Here is a 23,886-nt window from a genome sequence, read left to right as displayed (position 1 = left end):
CATCAGAAGAAGACCACGTACACCGCTGCCGCGACAATAAAGCGGTAGATGGCGAACGGGATAAACGAGATGCGTTTGATGAGTTGCAGGAAGGTTTTAATCGCCACCAACGCCACAAGGAAGGCCATCACAAAGCCCACCGCAAACATCGGAAAATCAGCCAGCGTCAGGAAGTGCCAGCTTTTATAGAGATCCAATACCGTGGCACCCATCATCATTGGTACCGCCAGCAGGAATGAGAATTCTGACGCCGCATAGCGGCTTACGCCCATCAGCATACCGCCGGAAATGGTCGCGCCGGAGCGAGAAAAGCCCGGCCACAGGGCCAGACACTGGAAGCAACCAATCATAAATGCCTGACGATAGGTCATATCATCCACGCCCACTGCGCGCGGTTGTTTAGGCTTCAGGCATTCGGCGGCAATCAGCAGGAAACCACCGACGACCAGCGCGTACATCACGTTAACCGGATTAAACAGCGACTTGATGGTGTCGTGAAATACCAGCCCCAGCACCACCGCCGGGATCATCCCCAGCATAATGTGGATGAGCGACAAACGCCCTTTCCCTTCGCCTTCATGAACCGGTCGGCCAAAATGGATGCCAATCAGCCCAAACAGACGACGCCAGAACATCACCACCACGGCCAGAATCGAACCGAGCTGAATGACCACTTCAAACGTTTTCGCCGTTTCACCTTCAAAACCCAGCAAATGCCCCACAATAATCATGTGGCCGGTGCTGGAGACGGGCAGAAACTCCGTCAATCCTTCGACAACACCCAGAATAGCCGCAACCAGCAGCGAGTGCATATCGCTCATCACTTAAACCCTTAAAATTTAAAAAATAAAATAAACCCGGCTCTAAGACCGGTGTATTACCGTTTGGTTTAATCCATTCTGAATTTAAATGGTTTGTTTCAGATTTTGGCCACGCTCGATGATAACGCCCACGTTCGCCGCCCTGGCGACCGCGCCCGGTTTGCTGACTTTAATGCGCACCCACGGAGAATTAAAGCGCGTCATGAGCAATTCAGCGACCTCTTCCGCCACGCGCTCAACCAACGCAAAGCGGCTACCTTCGACATGCGCAATCACCGCGTCGCTAATATCGGCATAGCTCAGGCAATACTTGACGTCGTCGCTTGATGCCGCCCGGCGGTTGTCCCACCCCATTTCGATATCGAACACCAGTTTCTGTTCGATGGTCTGTTCCCAGTCATAAACACCAATAGTGGTGATTACCGAAAGTTGCTCTATAAATACAATATCCATCACGACCTGCCTGCTTTTTGGCTGAACCGGATACCACTTCCGGCGAATTATGCGTATTATCCACAGATGCAGAGAATACTTCGACATTTTCACAACGGAACAGCGTTATGAGTGCAATCGCGCCTGGAATGATCCTCCTCGCCTACCTTTGCGGCTCAATTTCCAGCGCCATTCTGGTCTGCCGCATCGCGGGTTTACCCGACCCTCGCGAGAGTGGTTCCGGGAATCCCGGGGCGACCAACGTTTTACGAATTGGCGGCAAGGGAGCAGCCGTAGCAGTTCTGCTTTTCGACATTCTGAAAGGAATGTTGCCGGTCTGGGGCGCGTATGCCCTCGGGCTCACGCCGTTTTGGCTTGGGCTGGTGGCCATCGCTGCCTGTCTGGGACACATCTGGCCGATTTTCTTCGGCTTTCATGGTGGAAAAGGCGTCGCCACCGCATTTGGCGCGATTGCGCCAATTGGCCTCGATCTCACCGGCGTGATGGCGGGCACCTGGCTTTTGACTATCCTGCTGAGCGGCTATTCATCGCTGGGCGCCATCGTCAGTGCGCTGGTCGCGCCGTTTTACGTCTGGTGGTTTAAACCGCAATACACTTTCCCGGTGTCGATGCTGTCGTGCCTGATCTTACTTCGCCATCATGACAATATTCAGCGTCTGTGGCGGCGTCAGGAAACGAAAATCTGGGCGCGGTTTAAGAAGAAGAAAGAAGAAGAGAAAAAATAAAAGCGCGCCGAATGACACGCTTTGAGACTGATGGCAAACGCAACATTGCCTGATGCGCTACGCTTATCAGGCCTACGACGCTCCTGCAAGATATTGAATTGGCAATATTTTACAGGCCGGATAAGCGCAAGCGCCATCCGGCATGGTCATCACGCTGCCGGTAACTCCGCCAGCGGCCAGCGTGGACGCACGGTTACGCCAAGGCCTGCATTCACACCCGCTTTGAAACGCACCATGCCCGCATAGGCAATCATCGCCCCATTATCGGTGCAAAATTCCGGGCGCGCGTAGAACACTTCGCCGCGACGTTTCTGCATCATCTCCGCCAGTTTTGCACGCAAGGTTCGGTTAGCGCTCACGCCGCCCGCCATCACCAGACGCTTGAAGCCGGTTTGATCCAGCGCGCGTTTGCACTTGATCATCAGCGTATCGACCACCGCATCTTCAAAGGCACGGGCAATATCGGCACGCGTTTGATCGTCGTTGTCATTATTGCGAATGGTGTTCGCCGCGAAGGTTTTCAGGCCAGAGAAGCTGAAGTCCAGACCCGGACGGTCAGTCATCGGACGCGGGAAGACAAAGCGCCCTTCCGTGCCCTGAGAGGCCATTTTCGACAGCATTGGGCCGCCTGGGTAGTCAAGTCCCAGCAGCTTGGCGGTTTTATCGAAGGCTTCGCCCGCCGCGTCATCAATCGATTCGCCCAGCAGTTCATACTCGCCAATGCCGGTCACGCTGATAAGCTGCGTGTGACCGCCAGAGACCAGCAGCGCCACAAACGGGTATTCCGGCGGGTTATCTTCCAGCATCGGCGCCAGCAGATGCCCTTCCATATGGTGTACCGGGATCGCCGGAACATTCCAGGCAAATGCCAGCGAACGCCCAACGGTTGCGCCAACCAGCAGCGCGCCAACTAAACCCGGCCCGGCGGTATAGGCAACGGCATCAATATCTTTTGCCGTCAGATTCGCCTCTTTCAGCGCAGCCTGAATCAATGGCACCGTTTTACGCACGTGATCGCGCGAGGCCAGTTCCGGCACGACGCCGCCGTAGTCGGCATGTAATTTCACCTGACTATACAATTGGTTGGCTAACAGACCTTTTACATCGTCATAAATTGCGATGCCGGTTTCATCGCAGGATGTTTCAATTCCCAGTACACGCATGGCTAGATTTACCTCGTTTCAATACCGCGCAGTGTAGGTTCTCTGACCCGGCTTGTAAAACATTGTTCGCCCCAGGAGGCTGCCTCGTGTATACTCCTCACCCTTAAAAAGTCCCTTTCAAAAACGCGTCGGTGCTTTACAAAGCAGCAGCAATTGCAGTAAAATTCCGCACCATTTTGAAATAAGCTGGCGTTGATGCCAGCGGCAAACCGAATTTATTAAAGGTGAGAGTTACATGCCGGTAATTAAAGTACGTGAAAACGAGCCGTTCGACGTAGCACTGCGTCGCTTCAAGCGTTCCTGCGAAAAAGCGGGTGTTCTGGCGGAAGTTCGTCGTCGTGAGTTCTATGAAAAACCGACTACCGAACGTAAGCGCGCTAAAGCTTCTGCTGTGAAACGTCACGCGAAGAAACTGGCTCGCGAAAACGCACGCCGTACTCGTCTGTACTAATCTCTTGAGAGCACGCGCTCTCAATTGTCAGACCGAGTAGTAGTTGCAAGGCCGTGCTTCCGGAAGGAAAGCGCGGCTTGTTTTCGTTTAAGCATCATTAAAAACTACGGGGCTTATGGCTGGACGAATTCCGCGCGTATTCATTAATGATCTGCTGGCACGCACCGACATCATCGATTTGATCGATGCGCGAGTGAAGCTAAAAAAGCAGGGCAAGAACTATCACGCGTGCTGTCCTTTCCATAACGAGAAAACCCCCTCTTTCACCGTCAACGGTGAAAAACAGTTTTACCACTGCTTCGGCTGTGGCGCGCACGGCAACGCCATCGACTTTTTGATGAACTACGACAAGCTCGAGTTCGTGGAAACCGTCGAAGAACTGGCCGCCATGCACAACCTTGAAGTGCCGTATGAAGCAGGCAACGGGCCGAGTCAGATAGAGCGCCATCAACGGCAAAGTCTCTATCAACTGATGGACGGTCTGAATGCGTTTTATCAGCAATCCCTGATGAATCCTGCCGCTGACCCCGCGCGCCAGTATCTGGAAAAGCGTGGCCTCAGCAGTGAAGTGATTTCTCGTTTCGCGATTGGTTATGCGCCTCCGGGTTGGGACAACGTCCTGAAACGGTTTGGCGGCAATAGTGAAAATCGCCAGGCGCTCATTGACGCCGGCATGCTGGTAACCAACGATCAGGGGCGTAGCTACGACCGCTTTCGCGAGCGCGTCATGTTCCCTATTCGTGATAAACGTGGCCGGGTAATTGGTTTTGGTGGACGCGTGCTGGGCGATGCCCTGCCGAAATACCTTAACTCCCCGGAAACCGATATTTTTCATAAAGGCCGTCAGCTGTATGGCCTTTATGAAGCGCAGCAGACAGAAGCTGAACCCCAGCGTTTACTGGTGGTCGAAGGTTATATGGATGTGGTCGCTCTGGCGCAGTACGACATTAACTATGCCGTCGCCTCGCTTGGCACCTCGACCACTGCCGACCATATTCAGCTGCTGTTCCGGGTGACGAATAACGTCATCTGCTGTTACGACGGCGACCGTGCTGGCCGCGATGCCGCATGGCGCGCGCTCGAAACAGCGCTGCCGTACATGACCGACGGGCGTCAGTTACGCTTTATGTTTCTGCCCGACGGCGAAGACCCGGATACGCTGGTGCGTAAAGAGGGTAAAGCAGCATTTGAAGCGCGGATGGAGCAGGCTCAACCGCTCTCCACGTTTCTGTTTAACAGCCTGATGCCGCAGGTCGATTTGAGCACCCCGGACGGGCGCGCGCAGTTAAGTACGCTGGCGCTGCCGCTCATCGGCCAGGTTCCAGGCGAAACCTTACGCATCTATTTGCGTCAGGAGCTGGGAAACAAACTGGGTATTCTGGATGACGCCCAGCTTGAACGTTTAATGCCGAAACTGGCAGAAAATGGCGTAGTCCGCCCGGCTCCACAGCTAAAACGCACGACCATGCGTATACTGATAGGGTTACTGGTGCAAAACCCCGATCTCGCGCCGTTGGTTCCCCCCTTAACTGGGCTGGATCCGAAAAAACTGCCGGGACTTGGCTTATTTGCAGAACTGGTCAACACTTGTTTGTCACAGCCTGGACTGACCACTGGTCAACTTCTGGAACAATATCGTGGCACAAATGAAGCCGCGACCCTTGAAAAACTGTCGATGTGGGACGATATAGCAGATAAGGATATCGCAGAAAAAACGTTCACCGACTCACTCAACCATATGTTTGACTCATTGCTGGTTCTGCGACAAGAAGAGTTGATTGCTCGCGATCGCACACACGGACTCAGCAGTGAGGAACGCCGGGAACTCTGGACGCTAAACCAGGAACTGGCCAAAAAATAGAATTGAACGGCTTAAGTGCCGAATATCACTCGGGAAGCCCCCGAAAGCCGCGTGAAGGGCAGCGGCAAAATATAAATAAGTCCTCGTTACACTCTGTTGGCGGCTTGTTTCGCCGACCGACACCAATCTCATGAAATAAGTGTGGATACCGTCTTATGGAGCAAAACCCGCAGTCACAGCTGAAGCTTCTTGTCCAACGTGGTAAGGAGCAAGGCTATCTGACCTATGCCGAGGTCAATGACCATCTGCCGGAAGATATCGTCGACTCCGATCAGATCGAAGACATCATCCAAATGATCAACGACATGGGCATTCAGGTGATGGAAGAAGCACCGGATGCCGATGACCTGTTGCTCGCTGAAACATCGAACAACACCGATGAAGATGCGGAAGAAGCCGCCGCACAGGTGCTTTCGAGCGTGGAATCTGAAATCGGGCGCACCACTGACCCGGTACGCATGTACATGCGTGAAATGGGTACCGTTGAACTGTTGACCCGCGAAGGCGAAATTGACATCGCCAAACGTATTGAAGACGGGATCAACCAGGTTCAGTGTTCCGTTGCGGAATACCCGGAAGCCATCACCTATCTGCTTGAACAGTACGATCGCGTTGAAGCGGAAGAGGCTCGCCTGTCCGATCTCATCACCGGGTTCGTCGATCCGAACGCTGAAGAAGATTTAGCGCCGACCGCGACTCACGTTGGTTCTGAACTCTCTCAGGAAGAGATGGATGACGACGATGAAGATGAAGAGGACGACGACGACAGCAGCGATGACGACAACAGCATCGACCCTGAACTGGCGCGTGAGAAATTCGCTGAACTGCGCACGCAGTATGAAGTGACTCGCGACACCATCAAGGCGAAAGGCCGTAGCCATGCCGCTGCGCAGGAAGAGATCCTGAAGCTGTCCGAAGTCTTCAAACAGTTCCGTCTGGTGCCGAAACAGTTCGACTACCTGGTGAACAGCATGCGCGTCATGATGGATCGCGTGCGTACCCAGGAACGTATCATCATGAAGATGTGCGTTGAACAGTGCAAAATGCCGAAGAAAAACTTCATCACCCTGTTCACCGGCAACGAAACCAGCGAAACCTGGTTCAACGCGGCCGTCGCGATGAACAAACCGTGGTCTGAAAAGCTGCTCGACGTGAAAGAAGACGTTCAGCGCGGCCTGATGAAGCTGCAACAAATCGAAGAAGAAACCGGCCTGACCATCGAGCAGGTGAAAGATATCAACCGTCGCATGTCCATCGGTGAAGCGAAAGCCCGCCGCGCGAAGAAAGAGATGGTTGAAGCGAACTTACGTCTGGTAATTTCTATCGCCAAGAAATACACCAACCGTGGCCTGCAGTTCCTTGACCTCATTCAGGAAGGTAACATCGGCCTGATGAAAGCGGTTGATAAGTTCGAATATCGTCGTGGTTACAAGTTCTCCACCTATGCAACCTGGTGGATCCGTCAGGCTATCACCCGCTCTATCGCGGATCAGGCGCGCACCATCCGTATTCCGGTGCATATGATTGAGACCATCAACAAGCTCAACCGTATTTCTCGCCAGATGCTGCAAGAGATGGGCCGCGAGCCGACGCCGGAAGAACTGGCTGAACGCATGCTGATGCCGGAAGACAAAATCCGTAAAGTGCTGAAAATCGCTAAAGAGCCTATCTCCATGGAAACGCCAATCGGCGACGATGAAGATTCGCATCTGGGTGATTTCATCGAGGATACTACCCTCGAGCTGCCGCTGGATTCTGCGACTACCGAAAGCCTGCGTGCGGCAACGCACGACGTTCTGGCTGGCCTGACCGCGCGTGAAGCGAAAGTTCTGCGTATGCGTTTCGGTATCGACATGAACACCGATCACACGCTGGAAGAAGTGGGTAAACAGTTCGACGTTACCCGTGAACGTATCCGTCAGATCGAAGCGAAGGCGCTGCGTAAACTGCGTCACCCGAGCCGTTCTGAAGTGCTGCGCAGCTTCCTGGACGATTAATCCCGGCCTGTGAAACGTAAAAAGCTCCCTGCGGGGAGCTTTTTTTATGGGTTTTTTATCCCCTCAAAGCCCCCGCAATACCAGCGCCTGATCCAGCTCCCGGTATGCCTCAACCAGCTTATCCGTGGTAATGCGGCTTAGTCCGCTCGGGTTCGGCAGCACCCACACCTGGGTCACGCCAATCGACATCGACTGCTTGCCCCACGGCACGCCCCGCTGGCTGAATCCCTGTTCAAACGCCTGTTTCCCCAGTACCGCCAGCGCTGCCGGCTGGTACGCCTCTATTTTGGTAATCAGCGACCGCCCGCCGTCATGTAACTCCTGGCGCTTCACTTCCGTGGCCTGCACCGTCGGGCGCTCCACCAGTTTGGTGACACCACAGCGAAAATCGAGCAGGTGATCGGCTTCTTCTGGTTTCAGTTGCCTATCGGTAAACCCGGCCAGATGCAGAACTTTCCAGAAGCGGTTAGCCGGATGGGCGAAGGGAAAACCGAGTGAAGAGGAAGACAAACCAGGATTAATGCCGCAAAACACCACCCGTAGGCCTGGAGCGATAATATCTTTAACCATGCTGTTCTCTGATAAATGGCTCATGTGACCATTATAACGAATTGAAAATACGTTGTTTATAAAAACAGCAGACGTACGGTTACAACTGGATTGTAAAGCGCAGTTACTTTATAATTCCCCGCCACGGCCCCTTAGCTCAGTGGTTAGAGCAGGCGACTCATAATCGCTTGGTCGTTGGTTCAAACCCAACAGGGGCCACCAAATTTAAGCATCAAGATCATATGAAAAAGCCACTCTCACGAGTGGCTTTTTCATAAGTATCTGTCTACACGCGGTCATCGTCATTTTGCCTGGGGAGAACATGGCTTCCTACAACGAACTTAAAGAATGTATCCGCCTTGAAGTTATTGGACAAAACAAATCCTTTTCCTGGCGTAAGGCCCTCCTGAGAACACGTCGCAATCAAAGGAAGCACTTTATTTTCTGGTGGCGTATCGCTTCATGGCTCTATGCTCAGGACAGTAAGTTCAAAAAACGCATTGCGCGTAGAATTGAAAACCGCCTTAAATATCAGCATAGCGTAGAGATATCCCTGTCCTGTAAAATCGGGAAGGGCTTAAATATCGCGCATCTCAATGGTATTGTGATTACGGATAATTGCGTGATTGGCGAATACGCCGATCTGAAACAAGGCATCACCATCGGTCTGCGTACAGACAGCGCTAATGCAATGATAGTCATCGGGAATCATGTTGATATTGGATGTAATTCATCCATCCTTGGGGGCAATGTTAGAATTGGCGACAATGTTACCATCGGCGCGCATTCTCTGGTCCTTCAGGACATCCCCGATAACACAGTGTACAAAAACAAGATCACACCGCTATTAACACCCAAGTCGAATCAGCACGAGCATCAAAAAATTGATACAGCAAGGGCTTACGTGAAAACGTAAGCCCTTCGTTTTTTGCAGACCACGTTAACTCACACTAACGCGCTCAGCTGTTCCTGCATATAGGATGAAAAATACTCGGGGTTTTTAATCACAACACGCTCGTCAGAGGCGATTTTATCAGCCCATCCGACCACTTTTTTGGTGAACTCGGGGTTCCATCCCTCTGAAGTCCCTCGCGCAGTAATGTCTTCTGCACTCACCTGTACACCGATTTCTTTCAGATACTTAAAGATACCCTTCGCTGTGCTTTCATCCATAGAGTGCGGTACCGCAACGGTTGTATCCATAGCGTTGATGAAATCCAGGGCTTTAGCGATGACTGTTGGCATGTTCTCGTCCTTAAATTAACCACGTGATTAACAAGACTATAAGACCTCAAATGGCTCACGATATCAAAGGGATTCTTACACCTTTCATACGAAACCTCGTACGGGTCACTTCTTCGGGCATCCGTGTCCTCAGTCTCCCTCATCGGGAGTGTAGCGGGTAATCGCTTTTTTGCCATGTCGGGCGACGGGTTGAGACTGTTAAAACATATAATATATTATATATCACACCTTATTTATTCTATCTCTTAAAAACATCCACAAGAATATTCCTATAAAATAACCACACAAATAAAATATATCCACACAGAAAAATCAATACGCATAAATCCTTATTTTAAATTGGCACAAAACTTTTCCGTACCCTAAGGTTTACTTAAGTCCAATTGAGATAATTCCCCTTCCACTCATTTGAAAAGAATAAGATAACCTGTAGAGGATAAGAATATGAAACCATCAAACCTGCTGCGCTTCATTCTTCCTTGCTTCGCATTTGCCGTTATTCCAGCAGCCAATGCGGCGACAGCGACAGCCACCTTTCAGGTTCTTATTACTATTCTCAAATCATGCAGCGTTACCGCCGGAGCATCCTCCAATATTAACCTGGGCTCGGTGAATGCCAGCGCCACCAATACCAGCGGTAACAGCACCATTTCGGTGAACTGCTCGAAAACAACCCCCTACTTTATCGGCCTTGCGCCCTCCACGGCGAACGGCGGCGGAACAGGTGGCGCGGGGGCGATGTCATCTGTCGCCAACGCCGCGACCAACACCGATAAAGTGCCGTATCAGCTCAACCAAAACTCCGCCACCGGCCCGGTTTGGGGGAATACCGCCACCACCACCACGGTGGGTAATGGCGTGGCGGGCACCGGTACTGGCGTTGCACAAACCTACACGGTCTACGCGACCGCCGCGAGCGCAAACTTCACCCCAGATAGCTATGCCGACACGGTAACCGTCAACGTTAACTATTGATTAAACGGAATTTTATGAGAATAAAAACCTTCTTAAGGCAGGCCATTTGGCTTTGCCTGACAGGATTGATCGCCTCACAAAATCTCGCCCTGGCCAGCGGTTTGCAGGTTTCTCCTGTCTCGTTAACCCTTCAGGATAAAAATGCTGACGGCATCTGGCTGAGCAACGAAGGCAGCAATGCGATTAACGCGCAGGTGCGTGTCTTTCACTGGAGCCAGCGCAATTTTCAGGACAACCTGACCGCCTCGCGCGATCTGGTGATCAGCCCGCCGATGCTCACCCTGCAACCCGGGCAGCGCCAGTTGATTCGCGTCATTCACCTGGGGAGCCCAACAAACAGCGTGGAAGAGTCTTACCGGTTATCGGTTAATGAATTACCGTCAGCCACCCCGCAGTCCAATAAATTACAATTCGTTTTACATTATTCACTCCCCGTTTTTATTCAACCGAAAAACAGTGGCGCGCCGGAAGCGAAATTAACGTGGGGTGTTAAACGCGTAGGAAATGATAATTTCCTTGAGGTCAGCAACCAGGGAAATAGCCATGCGCAACTCTCGGCGGTGACATATATCAATCATCAGGGTGGCAGAAGGGAAATTACGCCGGGACTGCTTGGCTATGTTCTTCCAGGCTCGACCATGCGATGGATATTAGCGCCACAGGCCGCAAATATTGCGCCTGGCGGAAAACTCGAAGTCATGATCAATGGCCAAAAAGCGGTGCAAAATCTGTAGAAGACTTTCCCGTCTGGCAAACGTCATTTTGCTTAGCGCAACATGTTTATCGGGAGCCGCGGTCGCGAACAATAGCAACACTGGCCCATCACGGGATACTCCGATGAATGATAACGCGCAGCATGAAGGTATCGACCTCTACCTTGATGTGACGGTTAACGGAAACCCCAAAGGGCTGGTGCATTTTCGCTTCAATAATGAAAAGCTCTACGCCAGCCCCGCCACGCTGCGCCAGATTGGCATCCCGGCGGGCGAGACGCGCGCGCTAAATGACATTCCACAACTCAATGTCGATTACGATGTCCAGCAGCAAACCCTCACACTCACTGCCCCGCTTAGCGTGCTGGATCTCGGTACTACCGAGGTGGGTAGAGAGAACGTGGAGCAGCCGCAAGCCAGCATCTCGCGTGGGCTACTGCTCAACTACGCTCTCTATGCCGCGCAGGATGATGAAACGCGCCTCAACACATGGAGCGAGCTGCGCGCCTTTAATGCCGCCGGGGTTCTCAGCTCGACCCAGTTAAGTCAGAACACCACCGAAAGCACGCCAGGTTATCAAAGCAATGGCTTCACGCGCCTCGATACCAACTGGCGCTCCTCTTTCCCGGATAAAATGCTGTATGTCTCGTTGGGCGATACGCTCACCAGCGCTCTGTCATGGTCGCGTTCCACGCGGATTGCCGGCCTGCAAATCGGCACCGATTTCAGCCTGCAACCCTATCAGCCCACGACTCCGCTGCCTGCGTTTTTTGGTTCCGCCACGTTACCCTCCAGCGTCGAGCTATACGTGAACGGGGTGAGAAACTACAACGGCAACGTCCCTGCCGGAAATTTTGAGATTAACACGCTGCCCAATATCAACGGCGCGGGGAACGCCCAGGTGACAATGACCGATGCGCTGGGGCGCACGACCGTGCAAAATTTTTCGTTTTATAACGATCAGTCTTTGCTGCGAAAAGGGTTAACCGAGTGGTCCGCCGAGCTGGGCGTCGTGCGGGAAAACTACGGTTACACCTCGTTTGACTATGCCAGCAAGCCCGCTCTCAGCGCCACGTGGCGTCACGGCGTCAGCAACACCTTCACCACCGCCGCACACGGTGAAGCCAGCGACAGCCTGATTAACGGTGGCATCAGCAATGACTGGGTGCCAGGCCCGCGCAGCGGTACGATTTCAGCCGCCCTCGCCTTCAGCGGTGATGACGGAAAAAGCGGCGCGCTGTACAGCCTCGGCTATCGCTGGTCGAACGATATTTTCAGTTTTAATACCTCCACAACCGCCACCAGCGGCGACTACCGCGATATCGCCACCGCTTACGGCCAGGCGCCGCCGGAGCTCAACAGCAATACGGTGGTGGGCTATAACGCTCAGTCACTCGGCAATTTCAGCGTTGGATATTTACAGTTTCGTTATCCACACGACAGCAACCTGCGCTACGTGAATGCCAACTGGTCAAAAGCGTTGACGGAGAAAGCCTGGCTTAACCTCGGGCTGAATCAGAATCTTGATGATCATCAGGACAGCAGCGTCTACCTGATGCTCACAGTTTCACTGGAGAATAACCGTACCGTCAGCGGTACCGTTCAGCGCACCAACAATGAGACGGGTTACATGATGAATGCCAGCCAGATGCTGCCGTCCGAAGGCGGATGGGGCTGGAATATCGCCGCCAATCGCCAGGCGTCAGAAACCAGCGGCCAGGGCGAAGTCGGCTATCAGGGGCGATACGGGAAGGTGTATAGCGGCTTTAACCGTGTTCCCGATAACCACTACGCCTACGCGGGCGCGACCGGTTCTCTTGTGATGATGGGCGGCGGCCTGTTCGCCGCGCGTGAAATCAACAATGGCTTTGCGGTGGTGTCAACGCAGGGCGTGCCGGACGTGCCAGTGATGCTGGAAAATAATGTGGTTGGCACCAGCGACGACGACGGCTTGCTGCTGGTGACGCAGCTCAATAGCTATCAAAACAATCAGATAAGCATCGATACACTGAATCTTCCGGCCAACACGCGCGTCGACCGCGTTAACACCGCCGCCGTTCCCGCCGATCGTTCCGGCACGCTGGTTGAGTTTGGTATTACCGCCACGCAACCCGCGTTGATTGTCTTAGTGGATGCCCAGGGCCACGCGTTACCGGAAGGCAGCCAGGCCACGCTCAACCCAGGCCAAAAGCACACTGATACGGTGATGATCGGTTTCGATGGGATGGCCTATTTCGACATGGTGTCGCCGCACAATACGCTGGAAGTTGCCCTGCCGGGCGGCAAGTGCGCTGTGCAGTTCGATTACCCGCGTCAGGCCAAAGGCATCCCGCAAATTGGCCCATTGGTCTGTCGCTAACTACAGGAGTCGTGATGTGCGGTTAATTCATCTGGTATTACTGTTGGGATTATTGCTCTGCCCGCTGGCCAGCAACGCGGTGGTGTGCTCAATGTCCGGCGTGCAAAACATCAACTTTGGTAACGTCAACCCGTTAAGCAGCGCGGATACCAATACCAGCATGACCTTCAACTACAGCTGTACTAAAGAGCTCGGCGATTTACTGGCCGGTGTGACTATCTGCTTTAACATCGGCGCGTCGGCGAACAGCGGTCAGGTGATACCGCGCAGAATGGCTTATGCGGGACCACCCGCCGGGACGCTCGATTATCAGCTTTATCAGAATGCGGGGTACACCGCTGTCTGGGGCAGTCAGTATCAAAGCGGGACCACCGTTCCGGCGATCCAGCTTAATTTGTTAAACCTGACGCCAGTGACGGGCAGTGCGACGGTGTATGCCAAAGTGCCCGCCAGGCAAACCACCGTCGTGCCGGGAAGCTATCAGGATACCTATACGGCGGCGACCGCCAGCATGACCATCAACGTCGGCCTGCTGGCGCCACCGACGACCTGTGGAACCACGCAGGGGCCAACTTTTCCTTTTAACGTCCAGGCTACCGTGACCAAATTTTGCAACGTCACCACGGCGAGTAATATCAATTTTGGCAATGCCGCCTTCACCGATACCAACCTGAGCGCTAACAACAGCATTAGCGTGGCCTGTACCAGCAATACGCCCTATACCATCGGGCTGGTGCCGTCCAACAACAGCACGACCGGCAGCGGGGTGATGAAAACCAATACCGGCAATGCCAGCAACAGCGATCAGGTGCCATATCAGCTTCGCTCCGCAGCCGGAACCAGCGGCGCGCCATGGGGAAACACCACGGGCAACACAGTTGCTGGAACGGGGAACGGGCAAACCACCACCTACAATGCGTATGCCACGGTGCCGAGCGCGAATTACACGCCCGACACCTACGCCGACACGGTCACTATCAACGTAACCTACTAAAGCCCGCTCCACCACAGCCGGGCGCGCATGCCCCAGTAGCTGGTCCAGCCGGTAGTCACATTCACCACCTGGCCCTGCGAAATAACCACCAGCGTGGGCGTCACACTTACCTGCCAGCGCGCGGAAAGCTCACCGCGCGGGTCGTTTACCACGGGCAGGGTCAGGTGCTTTTTTGCCATCCACTGCGCCAGTTGGCTGTCGTCTCCGGATCGCAGGGCCACGCTCAGTACGTTCTGACCCTCCTGCGAAAGTTGCTCCACCGCTGGCGTGGTGTAGCGGCATACGCCACACCAGGTCGCCCATACGTAAAGTAACAACGGCTTTTTCTGGCTCAGTTCCGCCAGCGAATGGGTTTCGCCGTCCAGGGTCTGTAAGGTTATCCCGGAAACATTCTCCGGGAGTTCAGGCTTACGCAGTTGATCCATCCCCCACATCAGCGCCATTGCCAGGAGTAGCAGGACAACCAGATCCTTCAGCCAGCGGCGTAATTTACTGCGCATTGGCTTTCGCCAACTGTTCTTTCACCAGCGCCTCCAGATCGTCATAGGCGATGGCGCCCGCCACCAGTTGATCGCCAACGATCGTCGCGGGCGTTCCCTGAATGCCCAGCACCTGCGACAGGATCAGATTCAGCTTCACGCTGTCCGTGCTTTGCGCATCCGCCTTGATATCCGCCGTCTGGGTTTTCTGCTGCGCATTCAGGATAGAAGCGTCATCGTGCGTGCCCTTTTTCGCCATTAACCGCTGATGTAGCGCCCAGAATTTTTCCGGCTGCTGACGCCAGGTGGTTAACGCCACACGCGCGGAGGTCATCGAACTTTCCCCACGAAACGGCAGCAGTTTAACGACCAGTTGCACCTGCGGGTAATCCTGCACAATTTTCTCCAGCATCGGGTCAAACTGTTTGCAGTAGGGGCAGTTGTAATCGGTAAAATTGACGATCATCAGCGCCGGTTTTTCCGCGCCTTTGCGCGGGCTGGTCGGGTCATTGAAAATCATCTCGGTGAGCTGCGATTGTGTGTCCGATTCTTGTGCCTGGCTAAAGGTGGCAATACACAGCAGTAATATCAGAGTAAATACGCGCATTAGTTTTTTCCTTTGGCATTGGACAACGCATTCAGTACCGCATTGCGGCTGAGCAGCGGCGGCAGAATCTCGCCCTGCGGCGTTCCGGGGCCATAAATTTGATTAAACGGGATAGCCGCGCTTTGGCGGCGCTGGAGAAACTGGCTGATGACGGTGGACGGGCGGCTCCAGTCTCCGCGCAGGGCAACAACATCTGGCGCTGTGAGCACCTGCTGAACGTCATCGCGTAGCAGCACGTTGTATTTATTGGCTTTACAGGTGACACACCAGTCGGCGGTCACATCGACAAATACGCGCTTGCCGTCACCCAGCGCCGTCTGGATCGCCTGCTCGCTCAGCGGTTGCCAGTCAATTCGGTCGCGTAGCGGGGAAGATGATTGCGCAAGCCAGAATAGCGCCGCAGCAGTAAGCAACATCAGCCCAGCCGCGCCCAGCGCCACACGCCCGCGATAGCGCCAGGCCAGCGCAGCGCACAGCAGCAGCGCCAGCACGCCGCCAATTCCCCAGGTGATGGCTGCCCCAACATGCGCGTTCAGTAGCGTCAGCAGCCAGAGCGCGGAGCCGAGCATCATCACGCCCAGTATGATACGCACGAGGTTCATCCAGCGGCCCGGTTTTGGCAGGCGCTGCGCTAGCCCCGGCCAGGCCGCGACCAACAGCCACGGCAGGCTCATGCCAATCCCCATCGCAAGGAAAATGCCCCACAGTTTCGGCAACGGCGCAACCAGCGCCACCGATACCGCTGTGCCAAGGAATGGCGCCGTACAGGGCGTTGCCAGCAGCGTGGCAAATGCGCCCTGCCAGAAATGCCCCGCCAGCCCGTGACCGCCGCGCGTGGCGAGAAACGTCGTGGTGTTTGATGAGAGGCGAATTTCGAATAATCCCAGCAGGCTGGCGCTGAACAGCACCATCACCAGCACCATCGCCGCAATAAACCACGGATTCTGGAACTGTATGCCCCAGCCCAGCGCCTGATTGCTCAGACGCAACAGCGTCATCATCAATGCCAGCGCCAGAAACGACGCCACAATCCCCGCCACCGAGGCCAGGAACTGCCGCCGCACCACGCCACGTTGTGCACTATCGCCCTGTAATACCGAGCCAAGTTTCATCGCGAGAACCGGTAATACGCAGGGCATAATATTGAGAATCAGCCCGCCGAGCAGCGCCATCGACAGCACCAGCCACAGCGACACGCTTTCTGACGGCAGCCCACTCGCCTGGCCAATTACCCGCGTACTCTCCTGCGCGAGACCGTTATCCACCAGCACCAGCGACAGCGTTTTGCCCTGTAAATCCGGCGCGCTATCGCCCCATTCGTCCGTCACCGGCACGGTGACAGTGAGCGTATCGCCGTTCACCTGGACACTGGGTTTGGCAAAACTCACGCCGTCCAGCGTATCGAGAAACAGCGCGGGCGATTGCCAGCCGCCCTCACGCGTGGCAGTAACGATCATTTTTCCCGGCGCGTAATCCGCCTGCAACGTGGTGGTAAGCCCATCTTCGCGTGGCAGGGTGCCCATCGCGCGGGTGAAGTCGTAATCGATGTTTTTATCCGCCGGGGCGCGCAGGTCGAGCGAGAACGGATAGTCCGTCAGAATACAGACGTTGCTACAGGTAGAGAGCGTCAGCACGCCGCTCAGCGTCGACGTTTTGACATCATGCAGCATGATGGGGAAGCTGACATTATCGTGATAGCCCTGCGTCGTAATGCCCGCGACATCAAAACGTTGCGGCACCGGCCAGCGCCAGGCCACCGTCGGTGCATTATCCCAGACGATAGTGGGCGCAATCCCGCCCTCGCCCGGCGAGCGCCAGTAGGTTTTCCAGCCCTTCTCCAGTTGAACATCAAGAAGCAGGCGCGTATCGCCGCCCGGAAGAGTTTGCGTGCGCAGCCGCACGCTGGCGTGGTCGTTATCGGCGGCGCGCAGCCAGCCGCTGTCCGCCGCCCAGCTTGCGGGCAGCCACAGACAAACCAGACAGAGCAGAAGCTGCCTGAAAAAAGTAAGCATCGGTTTTCTCCGTAAGTAATTAATTAACCTGAATAACGCAGGCTAAAACTCACTCACGAAAGACGCACAATCGTAGATGCACCCGCAATCGGGGCGGAGAGATAACGCGAGGAGGCCAGACGCGCGTGAAGAAGACGGGTAGCGCCGCCAGTACCGCCAGCAGCAGTGCAACGGCAAACAGCGCGCCTTCAAACAGCACCGGCGGCGACGCCAGCAGCGATTTCGCACTCAGTTCGCAAGGCGTGACGGGCGCATCGCCATCCGATGAGACGGTCTGGCTTACGGAGGCAACGTTCATCGTCAGGGCGTGCAGGCTCGCCATGCGCTGCGCGGTGCAAACCAGCACCACCAGACATGCAAGGGCTACCAGTAATATCGCCTTTCGCTGCCGATGAATCATCATTACCTCGTATAAATACGGGCTTAATCTTAACGGGCGAAAATGGTTTGGCAATCTTATTGCTGTAAAGAAGTGTCGGAGAGGGAGAAACGCCCGGCGTTAACCGGGCGGAAGGATCAGTTATTAACCGGGATCACCGCGCCTTTGTATTTGGTGCGGATCCACTCCTGAATCTCTTTCGAGTGCAGTACGTTCACCAGCGCCACGATATCTTTTTTCTTCTCGTCGCCGCGATGCACGGTAATGATATTGGCATACGGGTTATTTTCGCCGCTCTCTACCGCAATCGGGTCATGCACCGGGTCGAGGCCCGCATCAATCGCGTAGTTGGCGTTAATCACCACCGCCGCACCTTCGTCGTTGTTGTACATCTGCGGCAGCAGAGACGCTTCTACGTTTGGCAGGAATTGCAGCTTTTTCGGGTTCTCCACGATGTCGCCGATACGCGCGGTCACTTTATCAATCCCCGGCTTCAGCTTAATCACGCCCTCTTTTTCGAAGATGGTCAGAATACGCCCCTCTTCGGAAACCGCGTCACGCATGATGATTTTGCCACCTTCCGGCAGGTCTTTCAGCGTTTTGTATTTTTTGGAGTAAATACCAATCGGCTCGATGTGAATCGCCCCGGCACTCACGAAATCATAATCTTTATCGCCCGCATGATCTTTCAGCACGCTGTTCAGATACGGGATGTGCTGGAAGTAGTTGGCGTCAATGTCGCGGCCCGCCAGCGCGGTGTTCGGCAGGATGTAGTCCTGGAACGGTTTAATCTCCAGGTCGATACCCTGCTTCGCCAGAATCGGTTTCGCCTGCTCCAGAATTTCCGCGTGCGGCGTGTTGGACGCCCCCACGGTCAGGGTGTCAGCCCAGGAAGCAAAGCTCAGGGCGCTCAGGGTAGCGGCGGCGATTAGCGTGAGTGTCTTTTTCATGATGATGGTTCCTGTGTGTGTTATTAGCGTTTATCTAACAGAGAAGTCAGTACGTCGCCGCAGAACTGGATGATGAAAACGATGATGAGAATAGTCACCGTCGCGACCAGCGTGACGTCATTGTGGTTGCGCTGGAATCCTTCCAGATAAGCCAGATTCCCTAAGCCACCTGCGCCGATCACCCCCGCCATTGCGCTGTAACTCACCAGCGCAATCAGCGTGACGGTAATACCGGAAACCAGCGCCGGGGAAGATTCGGGCAGCAGGACGCGAAAAATCAGCGTCGACAAACGTGCGCCCATAGAACGGGTTGCCTCAATCACCCCTTTGTCGACTTCACGCAGGGCAATCTCGACCAGTCGCGCATAGAACGGAGCCGCACCAACAATCAGGGCGGGCAGCGCCGCGTTCGCGCCGAGAATGGTGCCGACGATCGTTTTGGTAAACGGGATCAGCAACACAATCAAAATAATGAACGGAATGGAACGGAAGACGTTCACCACCACCGAAATCACGCTGTACAGCGGGCGGTTATAAAAGAGCCCGCCTTTGGCGGTCAGAAACAGCGCCAGCCCGAGCGCGATGCCGAGGACAAACGTCGCCACACCGGAAAGCGCGGTCATGTAGAGCGTCTCCTGGGTGGCGGCCCACAGGGCATCCCATTTCAGATGCGGTAAGAATTGCTCAGCCATGTTTCACTACCTCGCTGTCGATGCCGGTTTCCTGCAAATCTGCGAGGATGCTTTTCAGTTGTTCAGGGTTCGCCACCACGTGTAGCCAGAGCTGACCAAACGCGCCGTGCGTGGTCTGCGTCATCTTGCCGTGCAGAATGTTGAACGGCAGGCCGTAGCGCAGCGTCAGCTCGCCCACCACCGGGCGATGAGTCGTCTGCCCGGTAAAGGTCAGCTTGATAATGCTGCCGGTCAGGCCGTCGGTGAGATCGGGGTTAAACGCCTCTTCTTCAACGTACTGGCTTACCTGGCGCACAAACTGCTGGGTAATCGGTTTTTGCGGATGGGTAAAGACCTCCAGCACATCGCCCTCTTCCACCACTTTGCCGTCTTCCATCACCGCCACGCGGTCGCAGATTTTACGCACTACGTGCATTTCATGGGTGATGAGCACAATGGTTAAACGGAAGCGGCGGTTGATATCCAGCAGCAGGTCGAGAATTTGATCGGTCGTTTGCGGGTCGAGCGCCGAGGTGGCTTCATCGCACAGCAGCACGTCCGGGTTGTTGGCCAGCGCGCGGGCGATACCCACACGTTGCTTCTGCCCGCCGCTTAACTGTGAGGGATAGGCATTTTCACGCCCCTTCAGGCCCACCAGCTCAACCAGTTCCGCCACGCGAGCGCGAATTTTGGCTTTCGGTACGCCGGCAATCTGCATCGAAAAGGCGATGTTTTCGCTGACCGTACGCGACCAGAGCAGGTTAAAGTGCTGGAATACCATGCTGATTTTCAGGCGTGCCTGGCGCAGACTTTCGCCTTTCGCAGCGGAGATATCCTGCCCGTTAATGACAACGCTGCCCGCAGTGGGTTTTTCCAGCCCGTTAAGCAGGCGAATCAGCGTGCTTTTTCCCGCGCCGCTGTAGCCGATAATGCCGTAAATCTGCCCCTGCTCAATGCTCAGGTTGACGTTATCGACCGCCGTGATCGTCCCTTTTCCAGGGTTAAAAATCTTTGAAATATTCCTGAGTACTATCATTCGTCTGCCAAATAGCGGTTTAGAAGTATGGACGTCCAGACGATATCGGGAATGAGTGATAGATAGCAAACAACAAAAAGGAATGTGTTATTACGAGAGGTTATAAGCGAGTCGCCGCACCGGGTGCGGCAATACGATTATTTTCGGCAAAGCATAGTCGGAATTTGGCTAATGCGGTTGCGCCGCCCGACACGCAGCGTATTCAGCCTTTGTAGGTCGGGTAAGCGCAGCGCCACCCGACAAAACCAGCGCACTTACTTCTTATGCCAGTACGCCTGCGTCCTTACCAGCTGTTGATCAATCGCGTCAGTTTCAAAACGACTCACCAGCGATTTGGCCACCGCGCCTTCCCCGGTCACCCAGATAAAATAATCCTCCGCAGGCACAGACAGCGTCGCCAGTTTATCGGCCACGGCTTGTTCGCGATGACCAATCACCCACTCAATCTCAAACTCGCTGAACTCCGCCAGATAGTCCTTATACGACTCATCCGCGATCGTCACAATGGCCTTAACCTGCGGGCACGAGGGCAGCTGGCGCAGGCTTTCCAGACGGCGGCGCAGCGCAGGCATACCCGATTCATCACACACATAAAGCTGCCAGGCGTAATCTTCCGGCACCACCAGCGAACCACGCGGGCCGCCAATCGTCAGCGTGTCACCCACGCGGGCATTCATCGCCCATGAACTTGCCACGCCGCCATCATGAATAAAGAAGTCATAGGCCAGCTCATGACGCTCGGCGTTGTAGAGAGGCGTGTAGTCTCGCGACTGCGGGCGCACACCGTCCGGCCAAACGATCCCTTCGTCGGTCATGGTCGGCGGCGCGATACGTTCGCCTGCCTGAGGGAAAAACAGTTTGGTGTGATCGTCAAAGCCGCGTGAAGAGAAGCCATCCAGCGCCTCACCGCCCAGCACAATGCGCTGAAAACCCGCGCCAATGCGCTCCACGCGTAACACGCTCAATTCGCGAAAACGCAGTTCATTACGCACGCGCTGTGGGTATTTTTTTTCTTTCATAGTGGTGTTATCCGTCGCCTTCGTGAAAAATAGATATATCTAAACTTGATGCAAATGATAATGATTGCCAGTTAGAAAGAAAGCAAGCTTTTTTTAAGATATACTTTATCTGTCGCACAAAAAATCATCAAAATAAAAATAATCATTTATATTTCATAAAGATAAAAAATCACCTTATCTCACCCTTGCTAAAGATAGATGTTTAGATATAAGTTAGATATATCGAAAACAAGTTAAGGTAAAAATGATGAGACACTTTTCAGAGTTTGGCCGCGGCGGACGCGGTGGTCGTGAATGCCATGGTGAGCGCGAATGTCGTGGTGGTCGTGGTGAAGGTCGTCACGGCGGTGGAGGCGGCTTTGGCGGCGGGCGTCGTCAGCGTTTCTTCGGCCATGGCGAGCTGCGTCTGGTGGTACTGGATATCCTTTCCCGCAACGCCAGCCACGGTTACGAGTTGATCAAAGAGATCGAAAACATGACCCAGGGCAACTACACCCCAAGCCCTGGCGTAATCTACCCGACGCTCGATCTGTTGCAGGATCAGGGGCTGATCACCATCCAGGAAGAAGACGGTGGACGTAAAAAAATCGCCATCACCGGGGAAGGCAGTAATGTGCTGGTGGAAAACAAAGAGGTGCTGGAGCAGGTTCAGGCGAAGCTGAAACTCCGCATGGTCGGCCACGAACTGCGTAAAGATCCGCAAATGAAACGCGCGCTGGAAAACTTCAAGGCCGTACTGAACCTGAAAGTGAACCAGAGCGAAATCAGCGACGCGCAGCTAAAACAGATTGTTGGCGTGATCGACCGCGCGGCGCTGGAAATTTCACAGCTTGATTAATGCAGTACCGTGACAGCGTCCTGAAGCCGGCTGGCGCGATGTTTTACCATCGCCGACACATGGGCGCTTTCAGCAACCAGCCCGGCATTTTTCTGGGTAATGGCATCCAGTTCCGCCACCGCGCGGGTAATATCCGACAGCCCGTTGGCCTGCTCTGAGGTCGACTGGCTGATTTGTGCAATCAACTGCGTCACATTCTGCACCTGCGCCAGAATATCGTTCATCACCCGCCCCGCCGCGTGAACCTGATCGGCGCCGGAATGCACCTTGCTGGCGCTGGCCTCAATCAGCTTACGAATGTCGTTAGCCGCCGTTGCGCTGCGGCTCGCCAGCTGACGAACCTCCCCCGCTACCACCGCAAAGCCTTTCCCCTGATCGCCCGCTCGCGCGGCTTCGACCGCCGCATTTAGCGCCAGAATATTGGTCTGGAAGGCAATATCATTGATAAGCGTGGTGATTGAGCCAATCCGCTGCGTGCTGTCAGCAATTTCGTCCATCGTTCTGACCACGCCCTGCATTGCCTGCCCGCCCTGCTCCGCCGCGCCGCTAGCGGCAATTGAGAGCTTATCGGCTGCCGCCGCCGTTTGCGAATTGCTTTGCACGGAGGCATTCATCTCGTTCATCGTTGCCACCGTCTGCTGGACATTAACCACCGTCTGGCGGGTGCGTTCGTAAAGATCATCGTTGCCCTTCGCTAACGTATCGCTTCCCTGGCTGACGCTGGAGACCTGGCTTGCGACGTCATTTTTCAACCAGCGACAGATAAGCCCCAGTTGTCCGACCGATCGCAAAATCAGCCCCAGTTCATCACCACGGCTCAGATGCTGCACGCGGTGACGTCCACCGGTCGCAATACTGAGAGCCTGATGCGCCACATTCTCGACCGGGCGAACGATCTGCGCTTCAAGCAGCGCCGTTCCCGCCAGCATCAGCAGTGCCGCCACCGCCAGCGACATCCACGGCGCATGCGTGGCGCACAGCGCCGCCGCTAACAGCATAAACAGGGACGTCATCAATAGCCGCACGCGCCAGCGTAGCGGCATCACGGACAGCTTGCCCCACCAGTGTTTACTGATCACCATGCCTTTGTAGAGCCGCTTGTTACTGCGCCCCTCTTTTAACGCCCGATAGAGCGGCTCCGCGGCAGCTACCTCTTCCGGCGTAGCCTGTGTGCGAATCGACATATAGCCGGTGACTTCACCGTGCCGCACCATCGGGATGGCGTTGGCGCGCACCCAGTAATGGTCGCCATTTTTACGCCGGTTTTTGACAATTGCGCTCCACGGCTCCCCCTGTTTCAGGGTGTACCACATATCGGCAAACGCCGCTTTCGGCATATCCGGGTGACGGACCAGGTTGTGTGGCTGACCGCAAATCTCTTCCATGCTGTAGCCGCTCACCTGAATAAACGCATCGTTTACGTGAGTGACATAGCTATTGAGATCGGAAGTGGACATTAACGTCGTTTGTTCATCCAGCGGGTATTCGCGTTGACTAACCCAGGGTTGTGAAGACATGCAGGTATCCTTGCCGGTAATAAGGCTTATTGTGTAAAGGTTATGTCGGCGGCGGATGACTTAGCTTTATTC

24 protein-coding genes and 1 tRNA gene are annotated in these 23,886 nt (G+C 54.7%); 11 read left to right on the top strand and 14 right to left on the bottom strand.

Annotation, left to right across the window (positions count from 1 at the left end; all coding sequences use genetic code 11):
* Positions 1-2 precede the first annotated feature (2 nt).
* Together bacA and folB are read right to left on the bottom strand one after the other, a co-directional pair.
* Entirely contained in the window at positions 3-821 is an 819-nt protein-coding gene (gene bacA, locus ACWWFX_RS08970; protein WP_473223618.1) for an undecaprenyl-diphosphate phosphatase, read from the bottom strand.
* 84 nt (positions 822-905) lie between these two features.
* Positions 906-1,274 (bottom strand): bifunctional dihydroneopterin aldolase/7,8-dihydroneopterin epimerase, encoded by a 369-nt coding sequence (folB, locus tag ACWWFX_RS08965; RefSeq protein WP_108475077.1) that lies wholly within the window; start codon positions 1,272-1,274, stop codon positions 906-908.
* A 107-nt stretch (positions 1,275-1,381) separates the two neighbouring features.
* Here folB and plsY point away from each other — a divergent pair, with 107 nt between their 5' ends.
* Positions 1,382-1,999 (top strand): glycerol-3-phosphate 1-O-acyltransferase PlsY, encoded by a 618-nt coding sequence (plsY, locus tag ACWWFX_RS08960; protein WP_473223617.1) that lies wholly within the window; start codon positions 1,382-1,384, stop codon positions 1,997-1,999.
* A gap of 149 nt (positions 2,000-2,148) precedes the next feature.
* Here plsY and tsaD read toward each other — a convergent pair whose 3' ends face one another.
* Positions 2,149-3,162, bottom strand: coding sequence for a tRNA (adenosine(37)-N6)-threonylcarbamoyltransferase complex transferase subunit TsaD (gene tsaD, locus ACWWFX_RS08955; protein WP_473223616.1), 1,014 nt, complete (start codon positions 3,160-3,162; stop codon positions 2,149-2,151).
* Between the two features lie 235 nt (positions 3,163-3,397).
* Between tsaD and rpsU the strand changes: the two genes are divergently transcribed.
* The 3 genes from rpsU to rpoD all read left to right on the top strand — a co-directional run bounded on the left by rpsU (position 3,398) and on the right by rpoD (position 7,471).
* The gene (gene rpsU / locus ACWWFX_RS08950) at positions 3,398-3,613 is read left to right on the top strand and encodes a 30S ribosomal protein S21 (protein ID WP_001144069.1); all 216 of its coding nucleotides are present in this window, start codon (positions 3,398-3,400) and stop codon (positions 3,611-3,613) included.
* Between the two features lie 115 nt (positions 3,614-3,728).
* Complete coding sequence (dnaG, locus tag ACWWFX_RS08945; protein WP_276223253.1) at positions 3,729-5,474, top strand: DNA primase; 1,746 nt, start codon at positions 3,729-3,731, stop codon at positions 5,472-5,474.
* A gap of 155 nt (positions 5,475-5,629) precedes the next feature.
* Positions 5,630-7,471 (top strand): RNA polymerase sigma factor RpoD, encoded by a 1,842-nt coding sequence (gene rpoD, locus ACWWFX_RS08940; protein ID WP_149463896.1) that lies wholly within the window; start codon positions 5,630-5,632, stop codon positions 7,469-7,471.
* A 63-nt stretch (positions 7,472-7,534) separates the two neighbouring features.
* On the opposite strand, the gene mug is transcribed toward rpoD, so the two are convergent.
* Positions 7,535-8,041 carry a G/U mismatch-specific DNA glycosylase gene (mug, locus tag ACWWFX_RS08935; protein WP_473223614.1) on the bottom strand — a complete coding sequence of 169 codons (507 nt, stop codon included), beginning with the start codon at positions 8,039-8,041 and terminating at the stop codon, positions 7,535-7,537.
* A gap of 125 nt (positions 8,042-8,166) precedes the next feature.
* Here mug and ACWWFX_RS08930 point away from each other — a divergent pair.
* Positions 8,167-8,242 (top strand) — tRNA-Ile (locus ACWWFX_RS08930).
* Positions 8,243-8,342: 100 nt separating this feature from the next.
* The gene (locus ACWWFX_RS08925) at positions 8,343-8,936 is read left to right on the top strand and encodes a serine O-acetyltransferase (RefSeq protein ID WP_473223613.1); all 594 of its coding nucleotides are present in this window, start codon (positions 8,343-8,345) and stop codon (positions 8,934-8,936) included.
* Positions 8,937-8,965: 29 nt separating this feature from the next.
* Here the strand turns inward: ACWWFX_RS08925 and ACWWFX_RS08920 are convergent, their stop codons facing one another.
* On the bottom strand, positions 8,966-9,265 hold the full coding sequence (locus ACWWFX_RS08920; RefSeq protein WP_276220782.1) for a DUF1889 family protein: 300 nt from the start codon (positions 9,263-9,265) through the stop codon (positions 8,966-8,968).
* Between the two features lie 444 nt (positions 9,266-9,709).
* On the opposite strand from ACWWFX_RS08920, the gene ACWWFX_RS08915 reads away from it, so the two are divergent.
* The 4 genes from ACWWFX_RS08915 (at position 9,710) to ACWWFX_RS08900 (ending at position 14,306) form a co-directional block, all read left to right on the top strand.
* Positions 9,710-10,240 (top strand): Csu type fimbrial protein, encoded by a 531-nt coding sequence (locus ACWWFX_RS08915; RefSeq protein WP_473223612.1) that lies wholly within the window; start codon positions 9,710-9,712, stop codon positions 10,238-10,240.
* 14 nt (positions 10,241-10,254) lie between these two features.
* Complete coding sequence (locus ACWWFX_RS08910; RefSeq protein ID WP_473223611.1) at positions 10,255-10,974, top strand: fimbrial biogenesis chaperone; 720 nt, start codon at positions 10,255-10,257, stop codon at positions 10,972-10,974.
* A gap of 103 nt (positions 10,975-11,077) precedes the next feature.
* Positions 11,078-13,312 carry a fimbria/pilus outer membrane usher protein gene (locus ACWWFX_RS08905; protein ID WP_473223610.1) on the top strand — a complete coding sequence of 745 codons (2,235 nt, stop codon included), beginning with the start codon at positions 11,078-11,080 and terminating at the stop codon, positions 13,310-13,312.
* A 16-nt stretch (positions 13,313-13,328) separates the two neighbouring features.
* Positions 13,329-14,306 (top strand): Csu type fimbrial protein, encoded by a 978-nt coding sequence (locus ACWWFX_RS08900; RefSeq protein WP_473223609.1) that lies wholly within the window; start codon positions 13,329-13,331, stop codon positions 14,304-14,306.
* Here the strand turns inward: ACWWFX_RS08900 and ACWWFX_RS08895 are convergent.
* The 8 genes from ACWWFX_RS08895 to ACWWFX_RS08860 all read right to left on the bottom strand — a co-directional run bounded on the left by ACWWFX_RS08895 (position 14,303) and on the right by ACWWFX_RS08860 (position 21,459).
* A complete protein-coding gene (locus tag ACWWFX_RS08895; protein WP_473223608.1) occupies positions 14,303-14,806 on the bottom strand; it encodes a protein disulfide oxidoreductase in 504 nt (167 codons plus the stop codon). The genes ACWWFX_RS08900 and ACWWFX_RS08895 overlap by 4 nt on opposite strands.
* A complete protein-coding gene (locus tag ACWWFX_RS08890; protein WP_473223607.1) occupies positions 14,796-15,392 on the bottom strand; it encodes a DsbA family protein in 597 nt (198 codons plus the stop codon). Before ACWWFX_RS08890 ends, ACWWFX_RS08895 begins: the two co-directional genes overlap by 11 nt.
* Entirely contained in the window at positions 15,392-17,404 is a 2,013-nt protein-coding gene (locus ACWWFX_RS08885; protein WP_473223606.1) for a protein-disulfide reductase DsbD family protein, read from the bottom strand. The genes ACWWFX_RS08890 and ACWWFX_RS08885 overlap by 1 nt, the downstream gene beginning before the upstream one ends.
* A 49-nt stretch (positions 17,405-17,453) precedes the next feature.
* Positions 17,454-17,804, bottom strand: a complete 351-nt coding sequence (locus ACWWFX_RS08880; protein WP_108475055.1) for a copper resistance protein — start codon at positions 17,802-17,804, stop codon at positions 17,454-17,456.
* A gap of 116 nt (positions 17,805-17,920) precedes the next feature.
* Positions 17,921-18,733: a MetQ/NlpA family ABC transporter substrate-binding protein gene (locus ACWWFX_RS08875; protein WP_149463922.1), complete on the bottom strand. Its 813-nt coding sequence runs from the start codon at positions 18,731-18,733 to the stop codon at positions 17,921-17,923.
* Positions 18,734-18,756: 23 nt separating this feature from the next.
* A complete protein-coding gene (locus ACWWFX_RS08870) occupies positions 18,757-19,425 on the bottom strand; it encodes a methionine ABC transporter permease (RefSeq protein WP_108475053.1) in 669 nt (222 codons plus the stop codon).
* The gene (locus tag ACWWFX_RS08865; RefSeq protein WP_276220803.1) at positions 19,418-20,440 is read right to left on the bottom strand and encodes a methionine ABC transporter ATP-binding protein; all 1,023 of its coding nucleotides are present in this window, start codon (positions 20,438-20,440) and stop codon (positions 19,418-19,420) included. The genes ACWWFX_RS08870 and ACWWFX_RS08865 overlap by 8 nt, the downstream gene beginning before the upstream one ends.
* Positions 20,441-20,694: 254 nt before the next feature.
* Positions 20,695-21,459, bottom strand: a complete 765-nt coding sequence (locus tag ACWWFX_RS08860) for a siderophore-interacting protein (RefSeq protein ID WP_473223605.1) — start codon at positions 21,457-21,459, stop codon at positions 20,695-20,697.
* Between the two features lie 247 nt (positions 21,460-21,706).
* On the opposite strand from ACWWFX_RS08860, the gene ACWWFX_RS08855 reads away from it, so the two are divergent.
* Positions 21,707-22,297, top strand: a complete 591-nt coding sequence (locus ACWWFX_RS08855) for a PadR family transcriptional regulator (RefSeq protein WP_473223663.1) — start codon at positions 21,707-21,709, stop codon at positions 22,295-22,297.
* Here the strand turns inward: ACWWFX_RS08855 and ACWWFX_RS08850 are convergent.
* Positions 22,294-23,814, bottom strand: coding sequence for a methyl-accepting chemotaxis protein (locus tag ACWWFX_RS08850; RefSeq protein WP_473223604.1), 1,521 nt, complete (start codon positions 23,812-23,814; stop codon positions 22,294-22,296). The genes ACWWFX_RS08855 and ACWWFX_RS08850 overlap by 4 nt on opposite strands.
* Between the last annotated feature and the right edge of the window lie 72 nt (positions 23,815-23,886).

Source organism: Pseudocitrobacter sp. 2023LY-00077, from assembly GCF_055796175.1.
Note: the sequence above shows the minus strand (reverse complement) of the source record. Positions and strands in the feature narration are given on the sequence as shown.

Bases quoted from the DNA above. Each gene is read 5' to 3' on its own strand.
- ACWWFX_RS08925 (WP_473223613.1), top strand. From the start codon at position 8,343: ATGGCTTCCTACAACGAACTTAAAGAATGTATCCGCCTTGAAGTTATT.
- ACWWFX_RS08910 (WP_473223611.1), top strand. From the start codon at position 10,255: ATGAGAATAAAAACCTTCTTAAGGCAGGCCATTTGGCTTTGCCTGACA.
- ACWWFX_RS08880 (WP_108475055.1), bottom strand. From the start codon at position 17,804: ATGATTCATCGGCAGCGAAAGGCGATATTACTGGTAGCCCTTGCATGT.
- ACWWFX_RS08895 (WP_473223608.1), bottom strand. From the start codon at position 14,806: ATGCGCAGTAAATTACGCCGCTGGCTGAAGGATCTGGTTGTCCTGCTA.
- ACWWFX_RS08865 (WP_276220803.1), bottom strand. From the start codon at position 20,440: ATGATAGTACTCAGGAATATTTCAAAGATTTTTAACCCTGGAAAAGGG.
- ACWWFX_RS08860 (WP_473223605.1), bottom strand. From the start codon at position 21,459: ATGAAAGAAAAAAAATACCCACAGCGCGTGCGTAATGAACTGCGTTTT.
- ACWWFX_RS08920 (WP_276220782.1), bottom strand. From the start codon at position 9,265: ATGCCAACAGTCATCGCTAAAGCCCTGGATTTCATCAACGCTATGGAT.
- rpsU (WP_001144069.1), top strand. From the start codon at position 3,398: ATGCCGGTAATTAAAGTACGTGAAAACGAGCCGTTCGACGTAGCACTG.
- ACWWFX_RS08905 (WP_473223610.1), top strand. From the start codon at position 11,078: ATGAATGATAACGCGCAGCATGAAGGTATCGACCTCTACCTTGATGTG.
- tsaD (WP_473223616.1), bottom strand. From the start codon at position 3,162: ATGCGTGTACTGGGAATTGAAACATCCTGCGATGAAACCGGCATCGCA.
- plsY (WP_473223617.1), top strand. From the start codon at position 1,382: ATGAGTGCAATCGCGCCTGGAATGATCCTCCTCGCCTACCTTTGCGGC.
- rpoD (WP_149463896.1), top strand. From the start codon at position 5,630: ATGGAGCAAAACCCGCAGTCACAGCTGAAGCTTCTTGTCCAACGTGGT.
- mug (WP_473223614.1), bottom strand. From the start codon at position 8,041: ATGGTTAAAGATATTATCGCTCCAGGCCTACGGGTGGTGTTTTGCGGC.
- ACWWFX_RS08850 (WP_473223604.1), bottom strand. From the start codon at position 23,814: ATGTCTTCACAACCCTGGGTTAGTCAACGCGAATACCCGCTGGATGAA.
- ACWWFX_RS08875 (WP_149463922.1), bottom strand. From the start codon at position 18,733: ATGAAAAAGACACTCACGCTAATCGCCGCCGCTACCCTGAGCGCCCTG.
- ACWWFX_RS08890 (WP_473223607.1), bottom strand. From the start codon at position 15,392: ATGCGCGTATTTACTCTGATATTACTGCTGTGTATTGCCACCTTTAGC.
- ACWWFX_RS08885 (WP_473223606.1), bottom strand. From the start codon at position 17,404: ATGCTTACTTTTTTCAGGCAGCTTCTGCTCTGTCTGGTTTGTCTGTGG.
- dnaG (WP_276223253.1), top strand. From the start codon at position 3,729: ATGGCTGGACGAATTCCGCGCGTATTCATTAATGATCTGCTGGCACGC.
- folB (WP_108475077.1), bottom strand. From the start codon at position 1,274: ATGGATATTGTATTTATAGAGCAACTTTCGGTAATCACCACTATTGGT.
- bacA (WP_473223618.1), bottom strand. From the start codon at position 821: ATGAGCGATATGCACTCGCTGCTGGTTGCGGCTATTCTGGGTGTTGTC.
- ACWWFX_RS08915 (WP_473223612.1), top strand. From the start codon at position 9,710: ATGAAACCATCAAACCTGCTGCGCTTCATTCTTCCTTGCTTCGCATTT.
- ACWWFX_RS08855 (WP_473223663.1), top strand. From the start codon at position 21,707: ATGAGACACTTTTCAGAGTTTGGCCGCGGCGGACGCGGTGGTCGTGAA.
- ACWWFX_RS08870 (WP_108475053.1), bottom strand. From the start codon at position 19,425: ATGGCTGAGCAATTCTTACCGCATCTGAAATGGGATGCCCTGTGGGCC.